Genomic DNA, 17,119 nt, shown 5'->3' with positions numbered 1-17,119 from the left:
CTCCTTGATAAGTAATTCCCTTTTATTATACAAAATGTAAGAGGGAGGGGATAGGGGAGATTTCCAATTTTTAAAGCTGTTAAGTTGTGAATTATGAGATATAATAAGAGTGCACAGCAAGTTTTAAACTTCTTTAAAACAGGCAGTAAAGCTCCTTTTCCCGAAGGAGCTTTCTTTTTTAGAAATTTGTTGATAATGATTCTCTTTAATGATAAAATGTATTCAAAAGTGATAATCATTATCAAAAAAGGTTGGTGTGTTAATATGATGTATGCACTTGTTGCAGGAACGATTGCTATATATGTTGGTGTTACAAAGTATGTATTAAATGGAGTAGGAACAACAAAATGAATAATATTACATAAAATCCCTTTCATTTGTAAAAAGAATGAAAGGGATTTTTTTATTTTTAATGAGAATATGCTGAAAATTTAGTATGATAGTAAAGTGAAACTGTAATCATTGGGATGCTCAGTCCTAAATGATTATTGTCACACAAATAGCGGGATACAGTATATACATCTTGGATAAAGGGGAACAAGGGGATGACAAACATAGTACAGACAAACGGTATGAAAAAACTTGTTTGTTTTTATGAAGAGTGGCAAAAACATGGAGATGCAGAGAATAGTTTGAAGTTGTTTGAAGTGATTCAAAAATATAAACAAGAACAGCTTATGATAGCTTTTTGTGGTCATTTTTCGGCAGGGAAATCGACAATGATGAATCATCTATATAAAGCGCAATTACTACCGACAAGTCCAATTCCAACGAGTGCTAATGTCGTTAAAATTGAAAAAGGTTCTGATCGCGTTGTTGTTACGATTAAGTCTGGAGAACAGTATGAATATGACGGCGCATATTCAGCAGAAGAATTAAAACAAATATGTAAAGACGGTGATGAAGTAATTGGTGTTCATATTTATCGAAATGATGCACCAATTCCTGACGAAGTTATGTTAGTTGATACGCCAGGAATTGATTCTACAGATGATGCTCACCAATTAGCAACAGAATCAACACTGCATCTTGCAGATGTTATTTTTTACATGATGGATTATAACCATGTCCAATCAGAAGTAAACTTACAATTTGTTAAAGAATTGAAACAACGTAATAAAACGGTTTATCTTGTTGTAAACCAAATAGATAAACATAAAGAAAATGAACTATCTTTTGAAGAGTATAGAGAAAGTGTAAAACAATCTTTTGCTAACTGGGATATTGAAGTAGATGGTATTTTTTATACATCACTGCGAATGATGAATCATCCATACAATGAGATTCAAAGTTTAGAAGTACTAATCTCTTCTATCATGAAAGAAAAAGAGCAGTATGTAAGTGCGGGAATGGAGCGAGAAACAGAATATTTACTGCAAGAACATTTCTCATTTATTCTTTCTGAAAATGAAAAGCAGCTTATAAAATATGAGGAAGAATTAGTGTCACCGCTGTCGCTTTCAGAGATTGTTGAAAAGAAGGAAGAGTTAATTGAAAATAAAAATCGAGCATCGAGTAAAGAGTCTGATGTAAGAAATGAATTTATTAAAGGTTTACAAGCTATATTAGATAACGCGTATTTAATGCCATTTGAAATGAGAGAATTGGCAAATGAGTATTTAGAAACGAAATTAACGAAATTTAAAGTTGGTTTGCTATTTGCGAAGGGAAAGACGGAGCAAGAAAAACAGAGACGTGTAGATGCTTTTCATTCCGCCCTTCAAAAGACTGTTGAAACGCAACTTGATTTTCATGTGAAAGAATTCATTGTAACCTTCTTAAAAGAAGAGGGATTATTTACAGAGGAAATTGGGAAGGACATATATGCTCTAGAGATTGCTTTCGGGCCAGAATTATTGGCTGAAACAATTAAACAAGGGGCTGGCTTTACCGGTGATTACTTACTTCTATATACAGCTGATGTTGCAAATGAGTTGAAAAAAAGATACTTTATGAAATCTCAGCAAATCTTTGGGAAAAGTACGGGTACATTGCAGAAAAAAGCGAAGATAGAAGTTGCTCGTATTGAAGAAGAGATTGAAAAATACACGATGTTACAAACAGCAAAAGAAACGAAATTACAATATATTAAGGCGTATGAGGAATATGAGAGCTATTTAGGAGATGTTTGGAATGAACATATTTCTATACCAGATGGATTGCGAATAGACGAAATATTACAAAGTGAAAAACAAATTGTTAGTGAGAAGTTTACGCTACAAGAGCAAGAAATCGTAAATGATAACGAAATGGCTAGTGAAGAAGAAATGAAAGGGACGGCAGCTTTAAATATTCAGCGTATATTAGAAAAAGTGAAGAAAGCTGAAACAATATTAGATCCATTGCCAGCGCTGAAACATTTACAGCAAGAAGTAGTTGGAAAAAGACAGCGTGTAGAAACGAAGCAATTTACAGTAGCATTATTTGGAGCTTTTAGTGCTGGGAAATCATCATTTGCTAACGCATTGCTCGGTGAAAAGGTACTTCCTGTATCACCAAACCCAACGACAGCAACGATTAATCAAATTTTGCCGGTTACAGAGGAAAAACCACACGGAACAGTAATTGTTCAGTTTAAATCAAAGCAAGCACTATTAGAAGATATGAAAGCTGTTTATAAGCTGTTTCACTATGAGATTACTACGTTAGATGAAGCATTAACGCAAATTGATAAAATTATGAAATATCCTTCACCGAGCGGGAAGCAAAAAACAACATTTAGCTTTTTACGAGCGGTACAAAAAGGATATGAGGCAGTTGCTGCGCATTTAGGGGAACAAGTACAAGTTACGTTAGAGGAGTTCTCTGATTATGTAGCTAATGAAGAAAAATCATGCTTTGTTGAGTATATGGAGCTTTATTATGATTGTGCTTTAACAAGGCAAGGAGTAGCTCTTGTAGATACACCAGGAGCTGATTCTATTAACGCCCGCCATACGGATGTTGCATTCCAGTATATTAAAAATGCGGATGCTATTTTATTCGTAACATACTATAATCATGTTTTCTCTCGTGCAGATCGTGAATTTTTAATTCAGCTCGGTCGTGTAAAGGATACGTTTGCGCTTGATAAAATGTTCTTCTTAATTAATGCGGCCGATTTAGCAGAGTCTGAAGAAGAACTTAAAATGGTAAAAGGTTATATTGCGGATCAGCTCTTGCAATATGGCATTAGAAATCCACGTTTATTTGCAATTTCAAGTTTATGTGCGCTTGAGGAAAAACAAGGGGAAAGTATTGACAAAGAAAAGTATGGCATTTTACAAAACTCTGGGATTGCTAAGTTTGAAGAATCATTTACGTCCTTTATGATGAGGGATTTAATGCTTGTATCTGTGCATGCTTTATATGGTGCATTGCAAGGAGCAAATCAACTTCTTGTAAATATGATAAATGGCGCAAAGCAGGGAAATGATGAGAAAGTGAAGCAAACAAAAAAAAATGAAGCAGAGCGTGATCAGCTACTTCATATTATTTCGTCATATAGTGTGCTCGCTGAAGAACAAGCAATGCAAAATGAAGTGAAAGAATTGCTTTATTACGTACAACAACGCTTATTCCTACGCTATAACGATGTGTTTACTGAATTTATTAACCCGGCATCACTTCGAACAGATGGGAATGTAAAAACGCAGTTGCAACAGTGTGTAATGGAATTAGTTTCATTTATTCAACATGATTTATTACAAGAAATGCGTGCGACATCATTACGTCTTGAAAGATGGATAGATGAAGCGATGAAGCGTGCAAAGGATGAAATTGTTGTGAACTGCAAAGGAGAAAATGAATCGATTTCTCTGGGCGGAACAGTAGATTATGAATATAAAGTTATTACACATAAAGAGCCATTTCCTTCAATAGAAATAAAAGATTTCAAAAAGGCACTAACGCATTTTAAAAACGAGAAAAGCTTTTTTGAAAAAAATGATAAAGCTTTTATGCAAGAAGACGCTAAAGGAGTGCTAGAACCTTTCGTATCAAACTATGTAGCTGATGAAGAAGATTTATTCGTTCATCATTATAAGCAAGAGTGGGATACAAAATGGAATTTATTCCAAAAAGTGATGCAGCAAGATGTTGAGAAATATTATGAAAGTATATTATTCGCTTTAGCTGAAAAAATTGATGTAACACTATATGAGCAAAGTAAAGAAGAGCTTCAAAAGCAGTTAATAGAAATAGAAAAAGAAATTTATGTTATATAGTCGCTATGAAAAAAAGATTCGTTCAATTTTCTTTTGTAATACAGTATCTAAAGATTTTACGAACCCTGCGAATTCATCAGTAGAAATCATATGTGTAAGAACTAAGCGTCTGCCGTCTGGTGTTTCACCGCATAAGACGAATGAAGAAAACTCATATGTTTTGTTTTCGACTACTAATTTTGGATAGGAATATGTGTCGCTTTTCTTTTTCTTTCCATCAATGGAGATGACGTTGCATTTTTTCTCATTGTTGTCCATGGTGAATCCCTCCTTTCTATTACTTATGGTAGACAAGGAGGGTTTAGAACAATGGAGAAGGGGGATTTTTATGGATGTTGTATTAGAGCGTGTTTCTAAAGATAATGTGCCAAAGTCTTTACTCTTGCTTGCTGATCCAAGCGAGCGGCAAATTGCTACATATATACAGAGAGGAATGGTATATGTAGCTAAAGTAGAGGGGAAAGTGGTTGGTGTATATGTGTTGTTGGAAACAAGACCAAAGACGATGGAAATTATGAATATTGCGGTTGTAGAACATATGCAAGGGAAAGATATTGGTAAGAAAATGTTGCTGCATGCGATAGAAATAGCTAAAGGATATGACATGCACAAAATTGAAATTGGGACAGGTAATTCTAGCGTTTCACAACTTGCGTTATATCAAAAATGTGGATTTCGTATTTTTTCTATTGATTTTGATTACTTTTCGAAGCATTATGAAGAAGAGATTATTGAAAATGGAATTGTATGCCGTGATATGATTCGGCTTGCAATGGAATTGAATAAGAAAGTATAACTTATTTAGGGGGAAGAGAAGATGGAAGTACATAAAGCAATTACAGCACATTCTCGTAAACAAAATGAAAGTGTAAAAGCATGTTTACAATTAGATGCGCAGCGTGAAGCAGCTATTGAAGCAGCCGTATCTCTTGCGTCAAATGGGAAAGAATTTTCGGTTGATGTCATTAATGTTGTAACAAAGCAAATTAATGATCTTGCAAAAAATGGTGTTACACTACAGCGTAAATATGTTACAGAAGAAATGGTTATGGAGTATGTAAGTCGTTTGCAAGAGAAAGAAGGTCGTTAAAGATGATAGTTACAGTCGAATGGTTACGTGAGCATATAGAAGATGAGAACGTCCGTATAATCGATTGTCGTTTTGATTTAGCGAATCCTAATTGGGGTAGAGAAAAGTATGAGGAAGAACATATTCTTCATGCGTTATATTTTGATTTAAATTTAGATCTATCAAGTCCTGTAACAGAACATGGTGGTCGCCATCCGTTGCCAAATATTGAGGAGTTTGCAGACAAGCTTTCGCAAGCTGGTATTGATGAACATACGACAGTAATTGCATATGACAGTGAAGCGGGTGCAAATGCTTCTCGTCTCTGGTGGTTATTAAACTATGTAGGACATGAGAAAGTATATATATTAGATGGCGGATTTCCAGCTTGGAAAGAGAATGGACTACCGATAACAACGGAAATTCCTGTTGCTAAACGAAAAGCATTCAAAGCAAATATACAAGATCATATGCTTGTAACGATGGACACGGTCAAAGAGAATATTCATGCAGGTACAGATATTACGTTAATTGATTCTAGAGAGTCAAAACGTTATGCTGGTGCTGAAGAACTCGTTGATTCGAAGGCAGGGCATATTCCAACAGCAGTAAACTATTTTTGGAAAGATGGAATTTTAGAATCAGGACGCTTTAAAAACAACGAGGAACAGCAAGGACGTTTCCAAAATCTCGATAAAGAGAAGGAAACAATCGTATATTGTGGTTCTGGTGTTACAGCGTGCCCAAATATAGTTGCATTAAAATTAGCTGGTTTTCAAAATATTAAATTGTATGCAGGTAGCTGGAGTGATTGGATTTCTTATTCAGAAAATCAAATTGCAAAAGAAGAAGATTAATCACTTGCATGCAAAAATAATTTGTATTAAAATAAGGTCACAAGCAAGAGATTGCTCGAAAAACTTTGTATTTTACACATTGGAAACAATGTGATAATATAACGACAAGTAAATAATACATCCTGCGGTGTACGTAACTTATTTATGTCTAAAACCGATGTTAGTTATACGGAAGCTCAATATTTAGCGACCATCATCAAGCCTTCCTTGTGGAGGAAGATGTACGGTAACTGTGAGGGCATCCACCTGCGAGTAGCGGGTTTTTGGACATTTACGAGGAGCGGCACGTGCGGGGGTCTTATTTCAACTAACATTATATAAAATTCCTACGGTGTACGTAGCTTATGCATGTCTTAAACCAATAAGTTTAATATGGAAGTTCAATATTTAAATGTAGCTAACATGCCGTCTTTTTAAGAAGGAAGTTACAAACATTTGTGAGAGCATCCACCTGTGAGAGCAGGTTTATGGACATCTAGAGAGAACGGCATATGTGGGGCTAAATAAAAACCTTACGTTTTATACGTAAGGTTTTTTTGTTGTATAAATATATCTACTTTATCTGGATTCACCTGTGAAGTTTCCATAATAAATATAGCACTTTCTGTCTTCATCAATCTCTCTTGAATCTAAAGTGAACTCCATATGCATGCCGTCGCGCTGAATATATATAATATCTGAATGAAGAGATGGTAAAATTTCTTCATAGTTCCATATATCTTTACTATCTATTATGCATGAACTCGTTTCACGTAGTTCTCTAACTTCAAAACCGATGTGGGAGTATATAGGGTCTGAAGGGTCATTTGCAAACTCTTCTTTTTGAATATATATAACTGCTGTTCCGTCTGAATCTACTGAAGTTGCAGTAACAACATATGTATTTTTATCTTTTATAAAATATTCACAAGTCATGCGTGCGATGATTTCAGAATTAGAAATATTTGCGTAGTTCCATAAAGCAGGATACCCTTTCGTTTCATCGTTAATTCGATATTCTAAGCGCATTTTATCCCTCTTCTTCCTTTTTCTTCTACTTTATCATGCTATCTTATATAATAGGAATAGAATTTAAAAAGGGGAGTGCGAAGGTGACAAAAACGAAATGGTTAGTAGGCGGTGTCGTAACGTCTTTAATGACTGGCACTTTATTTGGCTGCGCACAAGATCTTCCCCCAAAACCGAATGATAATAGTTGTTCAGATTGGGATTGGGATGATGAACTTGGGGTATGGCAGTGTGATGATAGTAGTTCAGGTTATCGTGGGCATTACTTCTATGGTGGGAGTTACTATCAAAATAAATCCACTTTTAAAAATTCATCGGCGTTTAAATCTTATCAATCGTCTGCGGAATTTAAAGGTGGAATTGGAAGCGGTTCAAAGGGAGGATTTGGGGGCTAAAATATGTCGCAATACATAAGAGATAGAAAAGAGTTTTATTTGAAATATCCGAATTTTTGGTCGGATTTATATGAATGTGAGTATAGTCTGTTTCATGTTTTCTCTATAACAAATCAGACTATGAAACAATTGCAATTAGCAACTGAACGAATGGGGAAAATATTTTTTAAGACTGCTAGACTTTTGCGTAATTTAAGTGACGAACAGCTTCTTGAACTTGGGTTTCCTCCTGCGAGCTTATCATTCATTAGAATGAAAGGATTATATCCTGAATCTGTTATTTCGCGATTTGATTTCGTTTTAACAGATGATAACCAAATTAAAATGCTTGAGTTTAATAGTGATACACCAACTTTTATTATGGAATGCTTTCAAATGAATGGAAAAGTTTGCGAGAAACTAGGCTATGATGATCCAAACTCGGATCAAGAACGATTACTATCTTCTGGTATTACAAAAGCCGTAATGGAAGCGACAAAGGGAATAGACAACCCAAATGTTGTTTTTACAGCACATCATGAACATATTGAGGATTGGAATACGACTGTGTATTTGAGTCAGTTATGCCATGTTGAGAATAAAGTAGTGCCAATGTCAGAACTTAGAATTACAAAAGATGCTTTAGTGGATAGGGATGGAGTACAGATTGATGTGTTATATCGCCAAACATATCCGATAGAAGATTTAATTGAGGATCAAGATCCTGAAACAGGAGATTTGGTAGGTGTGGAACTGTTGCAACTTGTAAAAGCCGGAAAGCTTTTTATAATAAATCCATTGTCAGCATTTTTACTTCAGCCCAAATCAGTTCAGTGTCTTATTTGGGGATTAGCAGAAGAAGAGGCCTTTTATACAAATGAGGAACAACAGTGGATTAAAGAATATATGTTACCTACATATTTAGAACCAGATTTATTTTTAGGAAAAGGTTCTTTCGTTCAAAAACCTTCATTTGGTAGAGAAGGGGACACAATTACCATTCGCGATAAGGACGAACATATTATGCTTCAAAATGCACACCAAACATATAAAGCGTCACTGCCGATATTTCAAAAGTATACAGAACTTCCAGTCGTATCCTTGGAAACAGAAAAAGGGATGGAGAAACTGTCGTATGTGTTTGGTTCGTTTTTAATTGCCGGAAAAGCGAGTAGTATCGGTATTCGTGCGGGGGAAAAAATTACGGGGAATGAATCGTACTATTTACCGGTAGGTATAAAAAAGGAGGAAAGTATATGATTAATTTTTTATTATATTTAGCAGTAACACTAGGCCTTTTATGCATTGGTCTTTTCCTAATGGAAGTAACAACGAAAGTAAAAGAATTTAAGCTAATGGCCCAAGGAAATAAGGCGGTAAGCTATGTACTTGGAGGACGACTACTTGGGTTAGCTATTGTTTTATATTCGACAGCCGCTAATTCCATTTCACTTCTTGATATGGTTTGGTGGGGAGCAGTTGGGATTTTGGCTCAAATTATCGTCTTTTATTTAGCTGAGTGGCTTACACCACGCTTTAATATAAATAAAAGTCTCGAAGAAGATAATCAAGCAGTCGGTCTTTTTCTTATGTTTTTATCGCTTTCAATTGGGATTGTAATTGCTGGTTGTATAACTTATTAAAAACTTTACGTTTAAACGTAAGGTTTTTATTTTTGCTAATTTTGAAATGTGTGCTTGATTCATTTAATTAGTCGAAAGAGAAATAGTGTGTATATGAGAGGTAGTTGTTGTAATAAGGAAAAATTCCCATGCAAAGTGTTGACATCTATTTTAAATAAGAGTAACATTTTCTATGTAATTAAAATAAGTCTCTGTTAGGTGAGGCTCCTGTATAGAGAAATGCTACTGCCCAAAAATGTCGAGAGACGCCAATGGGTCAACAGGAATGATCGAATTAAGGTTTTTCTTAACGTAGCTGGTAATGAACCTATGCTATACAGTGCTAAAACTCGACGAGGGAGAGGTCCGTAGATTTCTAATTATATTAGGAATCGCTTATTTGTGTATGCAATGACCTTTGCTCTCTTATGAGTAAGGGTCTTTTTTGTTACAAAGCTATGAGTAATTTCATAGTATAGATTATAACTAAAAAATAAATGAGGAGGTGAGGAGCATGTCAAATTCTGACTCGGTTCCGTTACCCATATGCTTCAAATCAAAAATATATGATGTAGGCAGGAAACGACTTGTTCCTCCCTTTATATTTATCATAATGTAGCGTTTATTTGAGTATTCCAGCACTAGATACTTTCACGCTAAAGTGGATAAATTGAGAAACAAAGCGTTTCTTCCTATGTTTAAAGGAGGAGACGATAATATGTTATATGCAAACAAAACTGTGGGTAACACGTCATATAAACTAAGTAAAAAATCAATAAAAGAACAAATAATGCTCCAAAAAAATAAAGATTTATTAATTGAAATTGCAACGAGAGATGTAAAATCTGTATTTGCGTATTTTAAAACAACAAGAGACGGACTATCTGTGAAAGAAGCACAAAAACGAATTCAAGTATACGGCCGAAATGAATTAATTTCAAAAAGAGCGCGTATTGCGGAAGTGATGATAAAGCTAAGTGAAATGATTCCAGGTCTTTCAAAACAAAATGCACGTGATGAATTACAATGTGAAACAGTTACTGTTTCTAGAGTAGAAGCATCTAGCCTAACAGGGCTAAACAATGAATTGAAAATGATGAAGCTACCAGTACAAGAGCTTGTACCTGGAGATATGATTTTTCTTTCAGAGGGCGATACAGTACCAGCAGATGTACGTATTATTTATGCAAATGATTTATTAGTGAATGAATCTATGCTGACAGGAAACGATGCTAGTATTGAGAAATTTGAAAGCTGCTATCATCTAGAACGTAAACGATTTATTCCATTAAAACGGATGAAAGACTATAATCCACTTGAACTTGAAAATGTATGTTTCAAAGGTACTTATATTGTTGGCGGAACTGCAAAAGCTGTAGTTGTTTCGACAGGTAAAAATACGTATTCAGGAATACTTCATACTTGTTGTGGTAGAACGTCTTAATTTGTTAATGATGCTAAATATAAAAAAACAATGTATAATAGACAAAGTTGAACAAAAACGTAGAATGGTAATCTATATATAACCTTACGTGATAACGTGAGGTTATTATTTTTTGTTAGTAGGAGAGGTATTATGAAAAAAGTATTATTAGTTGATGGTATGGCACTATTATTTCGTGCTTTTTACGCAACAAGTGTCTACGGACAATTTATGAAGAGACAAGATGGTACCCCAACGAATGGGATTCATGGTTATATGAAGCATTTATTAACGGCAACACAAGCAATTGAGCCAACACACATTGTAACGTGCTGGGATATGGGAAGTACGACATTTAGAACAGAATCGTTCTCGAATTATAAAGCAAATCGTGCAGCACCGCCGGAAGAATTAATTCCACAATTTGATTTAGTGCAAGAAATGACTGCGAAATTATCTATTCCAGTCATCGGTATGAAAGGTTATGAAGCGGATGATTGTATCGGTACACTTGCAAAACAATATTGTAACGAAGCGGAAGTTTATATTTTAACTGGAGATACAGATCTACTTCAACTTGTTGAAAAGAACGTTACAGTTATGCTTCTTCGTAAAGGAATTGGAAATTATGAGTATTATACACCGGAGAAAATCATGGAAGAGAAAGGTGTAGAACCTTGGCAAATTGTCCATGCAAAAGCATTCATGGGAGATACAAGTGATAATTATCCAGGTGTAAAAGGTATTGGTGAAAAAACAGCGTATAAGCTTATTCAAGAACATGGTACAGTATCGGCAGTACTAGAAAATATAGCATCATTAACGAAAGCACAGCGTACAAAAATTGAAAGTGATTTAGAGAACTTAAATATCTCTTTACAATTAGCGCAAATTCATTGTGAAGTTCCAATTTCATGCTCAATAGAAGAAGGGTTACACACAATGAACGAAGAAAAACTACGATTTGTTTGTAACGAAATGAATTGGGGAAGACCTGAAATATTAATCAATATGCTATAAATAGTTTGGAAAGAGGGATGTTACATGAGTCGAACGTTGACTAGGTGACACCTTCTTTTTTTGTTTTGGAAAACAGTATCTTAGTGAATGGGATAATATAGAATTCATCTTGAAATATATAAATATTTCGACAAGATAAATCGATATAAGATGACGAAAATAGCAATTTATATAATTAAATGAAGCAACTTCAAAATGGTTTTAGGATGATCTCTTTTTTGCGTTGTTCACAAAGTTGTCAGAAAATAAACGTAATTTTCATATGAAGTTCAAATAGAATTCACAACAATCAATTATTATAAGAACAACCAGATAATTCTTTATCTTTTATATAAACCATCCCCCAAGGAGGACAATGAAAATGAGAAAAAAAGTGAGAAAATCTTTTAAACAATTATTAATTGAAAATAAACAATCACTATTAAATAATAAAGAAAATATGAAAGAAATTGAAGAAAGAATTGAGAAACGACATGTAGCATATAGTGGTGCCAGTAATTAAATAAAATAAAAAAGATAGCCTATAAAGGCTATCTTTTTTATTTTATATTGAAAAACACTATTCCTCTCTTTAATTTTGTAAATATGCAAGGTATTTTTATAATGTTTTTCTAACAATATTACCCATTTTTCGAGGTTGAAATTGGTATATGCCAATTTTAAAGATTAACTATTCATAATATTACAAAAAATGTTACAATACACTCAAATTTATACTATAAAATCATTTTAATATGAAAAATTGGAATGAAAAGAAAGGAGAGGAATATGAATAAAGATGTCGCTTTGAAATGATTATTATCATTTCATTAGGAGTTGATGTAAAACGATGGAAAGGCATGAAGAACTGGATTCTATAAGAGGAATTTCTTCATTGGTAGTAATGATTGGTCATCATTTGATGATTTTCTCAGCATTTCAAAATTACAGTTATGAAGATAATAAACCATTTGTTGTATATCTATTAAAAGAAACGCCTGCACGTCTTATTTTTAGTAGTGGTAACGAATCAGTTATTGTCTTTTTTATTTTGAGTGGATTTGTTTTGTATGAATCTATTCAAAAAACATATAGTAGCTATGGATCATACCTTCTAAAACGTATATGCAGAATATATATTCCGTATATTGTGGCAATAGTCATAGCTATTATATGCCAGACTACAATAAGTAAATATGGTATTTCTTATTTAAGCGAATGGTTTAATCGCTCATGGACGATTGAAAGTTCTTCAAGTCTAATAGCACAGCATGTTTTATTGGTTGGGAAATATAATACTGATACATATAACAGTGTGATTTGGTCACTTGTACATGAAATGCGAATATCTATAATTTTTCCGTTAGTTTTGATGGTTTGTTTACGAAAAACAGTAAGGGGTTCATTACTATCATTGTTTAGTTTTAGTATATGTTCTGTCGTGATATTATTCTTATTTCGCTCGAGTTTAACATTAACAAGCTATGTATTAACGTTGCATTACACAGTGCTGTTTTTACTAGGAGCACTAGTTGCGAAGTATAAAAATAATTTAATAGCTTTTTATAGTAAGTGTACTAAAAATACGAAAATTACATGGTTTTTATTTGCGATTTTACTTTATATGTATGAAGGGCTTATTGGAGAAATTAAAGTGCTCAATAATTTTATATTTCGAGACTACGTAGTAGCGATAAGCGCATGTCTATTTGTCATATTAAGCTTGTCAGTATCAACTTTGTCGTCCTTGCTGCATAATAAATACTTGTTATATTTGGGGAAGATTTCTTACAGTCTTTATTTATACCATATCATATCTTTATTTTCTCTTATATACGTGCTCCATGAAATATTACCGTTACCTATTGTTTTAATTTTGTCGCTTATTCTTTCGCTTATACTAGCAATGATTTCGTATGTATTTGTAGAAAAATTTGCATTTAGAGTCGGAAAGTATGTAACAAAACGAGCTGATAGAGAGAGGAAAGAGTTATTTGTAGAAAATGATGTGCAGGATGTTATTCAGACAAAGGCGGTGAAATAATTGAAGCAAGAAATGAGTATAAAAGATTTTCAACAGTTATTGAAAAGAAGATTTGTAACGATCATTTTGACGATGTGTTGTTTAACCGTTTCTCTAGTTCTTATTTCTATGTATGTGCTAAAGCCTTCGTATCAATATTCAGCGCAAATTCTTGTTGGAAATTTAGATGAGTTTAATAAGGAAAATACAGCGAATAAAACACAAGAAAATAAGCAACTTGTAACATCGTTTGTTGACATTTTAAAAAGTCCACTTATTATTTCGACAGTAAAAAACACTTTGAAATTAGAACAATCAAGCTATGAATTAGCACAAAAAATTTCAGTAGTGAATACGGACAACTCACAAATTGTTACTGTTACAGTAAAAGATTCGGATCCTAAAATCGTGAAAGAAATTGTAAAGTCATTGGCAGAACAATCTCAAAAAAGCTTTCAACAATATACGAATGTACAGGGAGTAAAAATATTGATTAATCCAGACTTACAGGAAAAAGCGGAGAAATTGTTTCCAAAATTTCAACTTATCATTCCTATCTCTTTAATTGTTAGTTTTTTTGTTGGTGTAGGTTTAGCTATATTTCGAGATTATTTTGATGAACGTATATACGTGGAACAAGATTTAGAGAAAATAACGACAGTCTCTGTTATTGGTCATATAAATATGAAACCGAAAAGAAAAAAGAAACCTACAGAGGTTGATAAGCAATCATCTATATATCGAGGTGAACATGTCGATGTTTAAGACAAAGAAAAAGCTACCATTCGATCCGCATGATGCTCTGATGAAAGAGCAGTTTTATACTGTATATCACGAGTTGAAAAAATCTGGAAAACAACTATTCTCAGTTATTTCAACGAAGGACAGAGGCGTCGTTGCCTCGCTTATAGTAAATATGGGGCTAGTGTTTGCGGAAATGAAAAAAAAGGTGTTACTTATCGATGTGAATTTTTCGGACCCTAAACTACACCTACTATTACAAAGTGATCATATGACAACAGTAAACGATATAATAAGCTCCCCTCCATCTAATTATGAAACTTTTTCAAGTGATTTGTCTAAATACTTGTATTGTATTCCTGCAAAAAAAACAGTACACAGCGGAACGCCCTTAGTTGCTATGGATGAATTTGATAATGTAATTGCTAAGTGGAAAGAAGATTTTGATTACATTTTCTTTTATTCATCCGAAGTATTTGAGCTTCCTACTACGTATATTATTGCGGAGAAATGTGATGGAGTAATTTTGGCAGTCAAAAAGCGGAAAGATTCTCTGCGTACAGTGAAAAAAGTAATAGCGGACATAAAGCGGAAAGAATGTGAATTACTTGGTATAGTTTTATATTCTTGAATTTGGGGGTAACGATCCATGATTCGTGAAACAAATCAAGCGAAGTTGTATGCTATTCCGGCTCAAGAAAAGGATAAGGTTTTGAATCGAAGTGTTAAACGCTTGTTTGATATTATATTTTCACTCATATTGTTACTTTTTACGATACCAATTATGTTGTTTTTTTGTGTTTTGATTGCTTTAGAGACATCGGGGGCTCCAATCTATTTTCAAGAGCGTTTAGGAATCAAAGGAAAGAAATTTTATTTATTTAAATTAAGATCGATGGTTAGCGATGCGGAAAAGAACGGACCACAATGGGCAAATGAAAATGATCCGAGAATTACAAAGGTTGGATTGTTTATAAGAAAAACGAGAATTGATGAATTACCACAACTAATAAATATTTTAAAAGGTGATATGTCTTTTGTTGGCCCTAGGCCAGAGAGAGAGTATTTTTATAAAAAATTTGAAGCTACTATTCCGGAATTCAGGGAGCGTTTATTAGTGAAACCAGGGTTAACAGGATGGGCACAAATAAATGGAGGATATAATCTTGATCCGAAAGAAAAGTTGGAATTGGATATGGAATATATTGAATTGAAGACGGTTAAAATGGATATTCGTATTTTATGTAAGACAGTTTTTATTGTATTGAACGGGAATGGTGCAAGATAGTAAATATAATTTTATTTAAATATTAAAATAATACAAAAAATATAAGTAGGTTACATGCAAAGGAGAACTGGTATGGGTAGATCCATTCTAAACAATATTGTACATCTATTTTATAGTACGATTTTAGCTAATCTTCTTCAAGCCATTAGCTTAATTGCTTTAGCCAACTTTTTTAATGCCCAAAATTACGGGATGTTTAGTGTTGCAATAGCATTTACGTTTGTAATGTTATTTTTTACAGATTTAGGGCTTAGTAATACATTTCTTCGAGAAGGGGCAAAGGATGGAGTAGATTTAGAAACGGTTGTATCTTCATACGTAAAGATAAGGATGCTTCTTCTTATTTCTATTTCTGTAATTGGTTATATAGCCATTCATTATGTATATGAGGATAAGAATTTAATTTATATGATGTTAAACATAATGTTCCTGATGTTAATAGGCCTTACATGGCAAAATATAGCGATTGCCTATTTTCAGCTTATGGAACGTATGAAATATATAGCACTAATTAAAGTTGTATCCGCATCAGTTGTCATTATTATTACATGCCTTTGCATTTTCGGAGAGTTACCAGTGTATACAACAGCTCGCTTATATGCTTTTGGTTATATGATTGGCGGTTTATTTAGCATATACGTTATGAGAAAAAAGACGAGCATGAATATGAAAGTAGCAATTCATAAAGGATTGTTTTGGCAATTAGGTCCTTTTATTGTTAGTGGTTTTTTAATAATGAGTACGCCACAATTAGCACCCATCTTACTCAATTATACTTTACCGTTAAGTATGGTGGGGGTTTTCGCGGTTGCTTATCGGATGCCAGCGGCTTTATATCAAGTGCCAGGGGTAATTGCAGGGGCATTTTTTCCAGTGCTCTTTAAACACTATAATCAGAATAATTTAGAAGAACATACGAAATTAAATATGCTTCAAATAAAATCAATGGCGGTCGTGGGAATATGTATGACGATAGGTTTATATAATTTAGCACCCTATTTTATTTCTATATTTTTTCATGAGGAATGGAATAATGCAATAGAGCCGCTCCAAATACTATCTTTTCTTATTGTATTACAAAGTTTAAATATTGCTATCGCGGATGGTTTAACAACGAGTGGCTTTCAAAATAAGAGAACTGCCGTACAGTGTATTGCTTTAGTGATTGGAGGAATTATGCTATATAGCTTCAGTAGCATTGGTGGAGTCAGAGGAGCGGCTTACGCTATGGTTTTATTTGAAATAGTGGCTTTGATTGGATATATAGCAGTAAGTACAGTGAGGACAAAAATTGTATTCCAAATTGTAATACCGTATACAATTTATTTTGGTGTAACCTTTATTGGAGTGCAATATGTATTACAGACATATAATTTGATTGCACTTGTTCTTAATACGTTAATCGTAGTAGTTGGGATATTCCTATATGATCACGAATTTAAAAAACTTATTCTTTCATTTATAAGAAAAACACGAGAAAAGGATTATATTACGAAGCAGGGGATATAGC

At 33.6% G+C, this 17,119-nt stretch carries 18 protein-coding genes, 2 other RNA genes and 1 riboswitch; of the genes, 18 read left to right on the top strand and 2 right to left on the bottom strand.

Annotated features, from left to right (window positions below; all coding sequences use genetic code 11):
- Positions 1-93 precede the first annotated feature (93 nt).
- A complete protein-coding gene (locus JDS80_RS05385) occupies positions 94-351 on the top strand; it encodes a hypothetical protein (RefSeq protein ID WP_071744949.1) in 258 nt (85 codons plus the stop codon).
- 194 nt (positions 352-545) lie between these two features.
- Complete coding sequence (locus JDS80_RS05380; RefSeq protein WP_199637390.1) at positions 546-4,205, top strand: dynamin family protein; 3,660 nt, start codon at positions 546-548, stop codon at positions 4,203-4,205.
- A 3-nt stretch (positions 4,206-4,208) separates the two neighbouring features.
- Here the strand turns inward: JDS80_RS05380 and JDS80_RS05375 are convergent, their stop codons facing one another.
- Entirely contained in the window at positions 4,209-4,463 is a 255-nt protein-coding gene (locus tag JDS80_RS05375; RefSeq protein WP_000369740.1) for a DUF3931 domain-containing protein, read from the bottom strand.
- Positions 4,464-4,533: 70 nt separating this feature from the next.
- On the opposite strand from JDS80_RS05375, the gene JDS80_RS05370 reads away from it, so the two are divergent.
- From JDS80_RS05370 to ssrS (JDS80_RS05350), 5 genes are all read left to right on the top strand, one after another.
- Positions 4,534-5,001, top strand: a complete 468-nt coding sequence (locus JDS80_RS05370) for a GNAT family N-acetyltransferase (protein ID WP_071770122.1) — start codon at positions 4,534-4,536, stop codon at positions 4,999-5,001.
- Between the two features lie 21 nt (positions 5,002-5,022).
- Positions 5,023-5,295, top strand: coding sequence for a YpbS family protein (locus tag JDS80_RS05365; RefSeq protein WP_000451820.1), 273 nt, complete (start codon positions 5,023-5,025; stop codon positions 5,293-5,295).
- Between the two features lie 2 nt (positions 5,296-5,297).
- Positions 5,298-6,131 (top strand): sulfurtransferase, encoded by an 834-nt coding sequence (locus JDS80_RS05360; protein WP_071744952.1) that lies wholly within the window; start codon positions 5,298-5,300, stop codon positions 6,129-6,131.
- A 116-nt stretch (positions 6,132-6,247) separates the two neighbouring features.
- Positions 6,248-6,430: non-coding RNA, 6S RNA (ssrS, locus tag JDS80_RS05355), on the top strand.
- A 21-nt stretch (positions 6,431-6,451) separates the two neighbouring features.
- Positions 6,452-6,635, top strand: a non-coding RNA gene (ssrS, locus tag JDS80_RS05350) — 6S RNA.
- A 54-nt stretch (positions 6,636-6,689) separates the two neighbouring features.
- Here the strand turns inward: ssrS (JDS80_RS05350) and JDS80_RS05345 are convergent.
- On the bottom strand, positions 6,690-7,139 hold the full coding sequence (locus JDS80_RS05345) for a hypothetical protein (RefSeq protein ID WP_199637388.1): 450 nt from the start codon (positions 7,137-7,139) through the stop codon (positions 6,690-6,692).
- An 83-nt stretch (positions 7,140-7,222) separates the two neighbouring features.
- Between JDS80_RS05345 and JDS80_RS05340 the strand changes: the two genes are divergently transcribed.
- The 11 genes from JDS80_RS05340 (at position 7,223) to JDS80_RS05290 (ending at position 17,118) form a co-directional block, all read left to right on the top strand.
- Positions 7,223-7,534 (top strand): hypothetical protein, encoded by a 312-nt coding sequence (locus tag JDS80_RS05340; RefSeq protein ID WP_000169032.1) that lies wholly within the window; start codon positions 7,223-7,225, stop codon positions 7,532-7,534.
- A 3-nt stretch (positions 7,535-7,537) separates the two neighbouring features.
- Positions 7,538-8,773, top strand: a complete 1,236-nt coding sequence (locus JDS80_RS05335) for a glutathionylspermidine synthase family protein (protein ID WP_199637386.1) — start codon at positions 7,538-7,540, stop codon at positions 8,771-8,773.
- Positions 8,770-9,156 carry a DUF350 domain-containing protein gene (locus JDS80_RS05330; RefSeq protein WP_199637384.1) on the top strand — a complete coding sequence of 129 codons (387 nt, stop codon included), beginning with the start codon at positions 8,770-8,772 and terminating at the stop codon, positions 9,154-9,156. Before JDS80_RS05335 ends, JDS80_RS05330 begins: the two co-directional genes overlap by 4 nt.
- Positions 9,157-9,339: 183 nt before the next feature.
- Positions 9,340-9,505: riboswitch (M-box (ykoK) riboswitch) on the top strand.
- A gap of 348 nt (positions 9,506-9,853) precedes the next feature.
- The gene (locus JDS80_RS05325) at positions 9,854-10,579 is read left to right on the top strand and encodes a P-type ATPase actuator domain-containing protein (protein ID WP_071770119.1); all 726 of its coding nucleotides are present in this window, start codon (positions 9,854-9,856) and stop codon (positions 10,577-10,579) included.
- Positions 10,580-10,711: 132 nt separating this feature from the next.
- The gene (locus JDS80_RS05320; RefSeq protein ID WP_071744956.1) at positions 10,712-11,578 is read left to right on the top strand and encodes a 5'-3' exonuclease; all 867 of its coding nucleotides are present in this window, start codon (positions 10,712-10,714) and stop codon (positions 11,576-11,578) included.
- Between the two features lie 361 nt (positions 11,579-11,939).
- On the top strand, positions 11,940-12,080 hold the full coding sequence (locus tag JDS80_RS05315; RefSeq protein ID WP_001228048.1) for an FbpB family small basic protein: 141 nt from the start codon (positions 11,940-11,942) through the stop codon (positions 12,078-12,080).
- A 327-nt stretch (positions 12,081-12,407) separates the two neighbouring features.
- Positions 12,408-13,601 carry an acyltransferase family protein gene (locus tag JDS80_RS05310; protein WP_071770118.1) on the top strand — a complete coding sequence of 398 codons (1,194 nt, stop codon included), beginning with the start codon at positions 12,408-12,410 and terminating at the stop codon, positions 13,599-13,601.
- Positions 13,602-14,345: a YveK family protein gene (locus JDS80_RS05305; RefSeq protein ID WP_071744958.1), complete on the top strand. Its 744-nt coding sequence runs from the start codon at positions 13,602-13,604 to the stop codon at positions 14,343-14,345. It abuts the gene before it with no gap.
- Positions 14,332-14,952 (top strand): CpsD/CapB family tyrosine-protein kinase, encoded by a 621-nt coding sequence (locus JDS80_RS05300; RefSeq protein ID WP_071770117.1) that lies wholly within the window; start codon positions 14,332-14,334, stop codon positions 14,950-14,952. The genes JDS80_RS05305 and JDS80_RS05300 overlap by 14 nt, the downstream gene beginning before the upstream one ends.
- An 18-nt stretch (positions 14,953-14,970) precedes the next feature.
- Complete coding sequence (locus tag JDS80_RS05295) at positions 14,971-15,609, top strand: sugar transferase (RefSeq protein WP_071744960.1); 639 nt, start codon at positions 14,971-14,973, stop codon at positions 15,607-15,609.
- Positions 15,610-15,681: 72 nt separating this feature from the next.
- Positions 15,682-17,118 carry an oligosaccharide flippase family protein gene (locus JDS80_RS05290; RefSeq protein WP_199637382.1) on the top strand — a complete coding sequence of 479 codons (1,437 nt, stop codon included), beginning with the start codon at positions 15,682-15,684 and terminating at the stop codon, positions 17,116-17,118.
- Position 17,119 lies beyond the last annotated feature (1 nt).

This window comes from Bacillus cereus group sp. N8 (assembly GCF_016483685.1).
Lineage (GTDB): Bacteria > Bacillota > Bacilli > Bacillales > Bacillaceae_G > Bacillus_A > Bacillus_A proteolyticus.
Note: the sequence above shows the minus strand (reverse complement) of the source record. Positions and strands in the feature narration are given on the sequence as shown.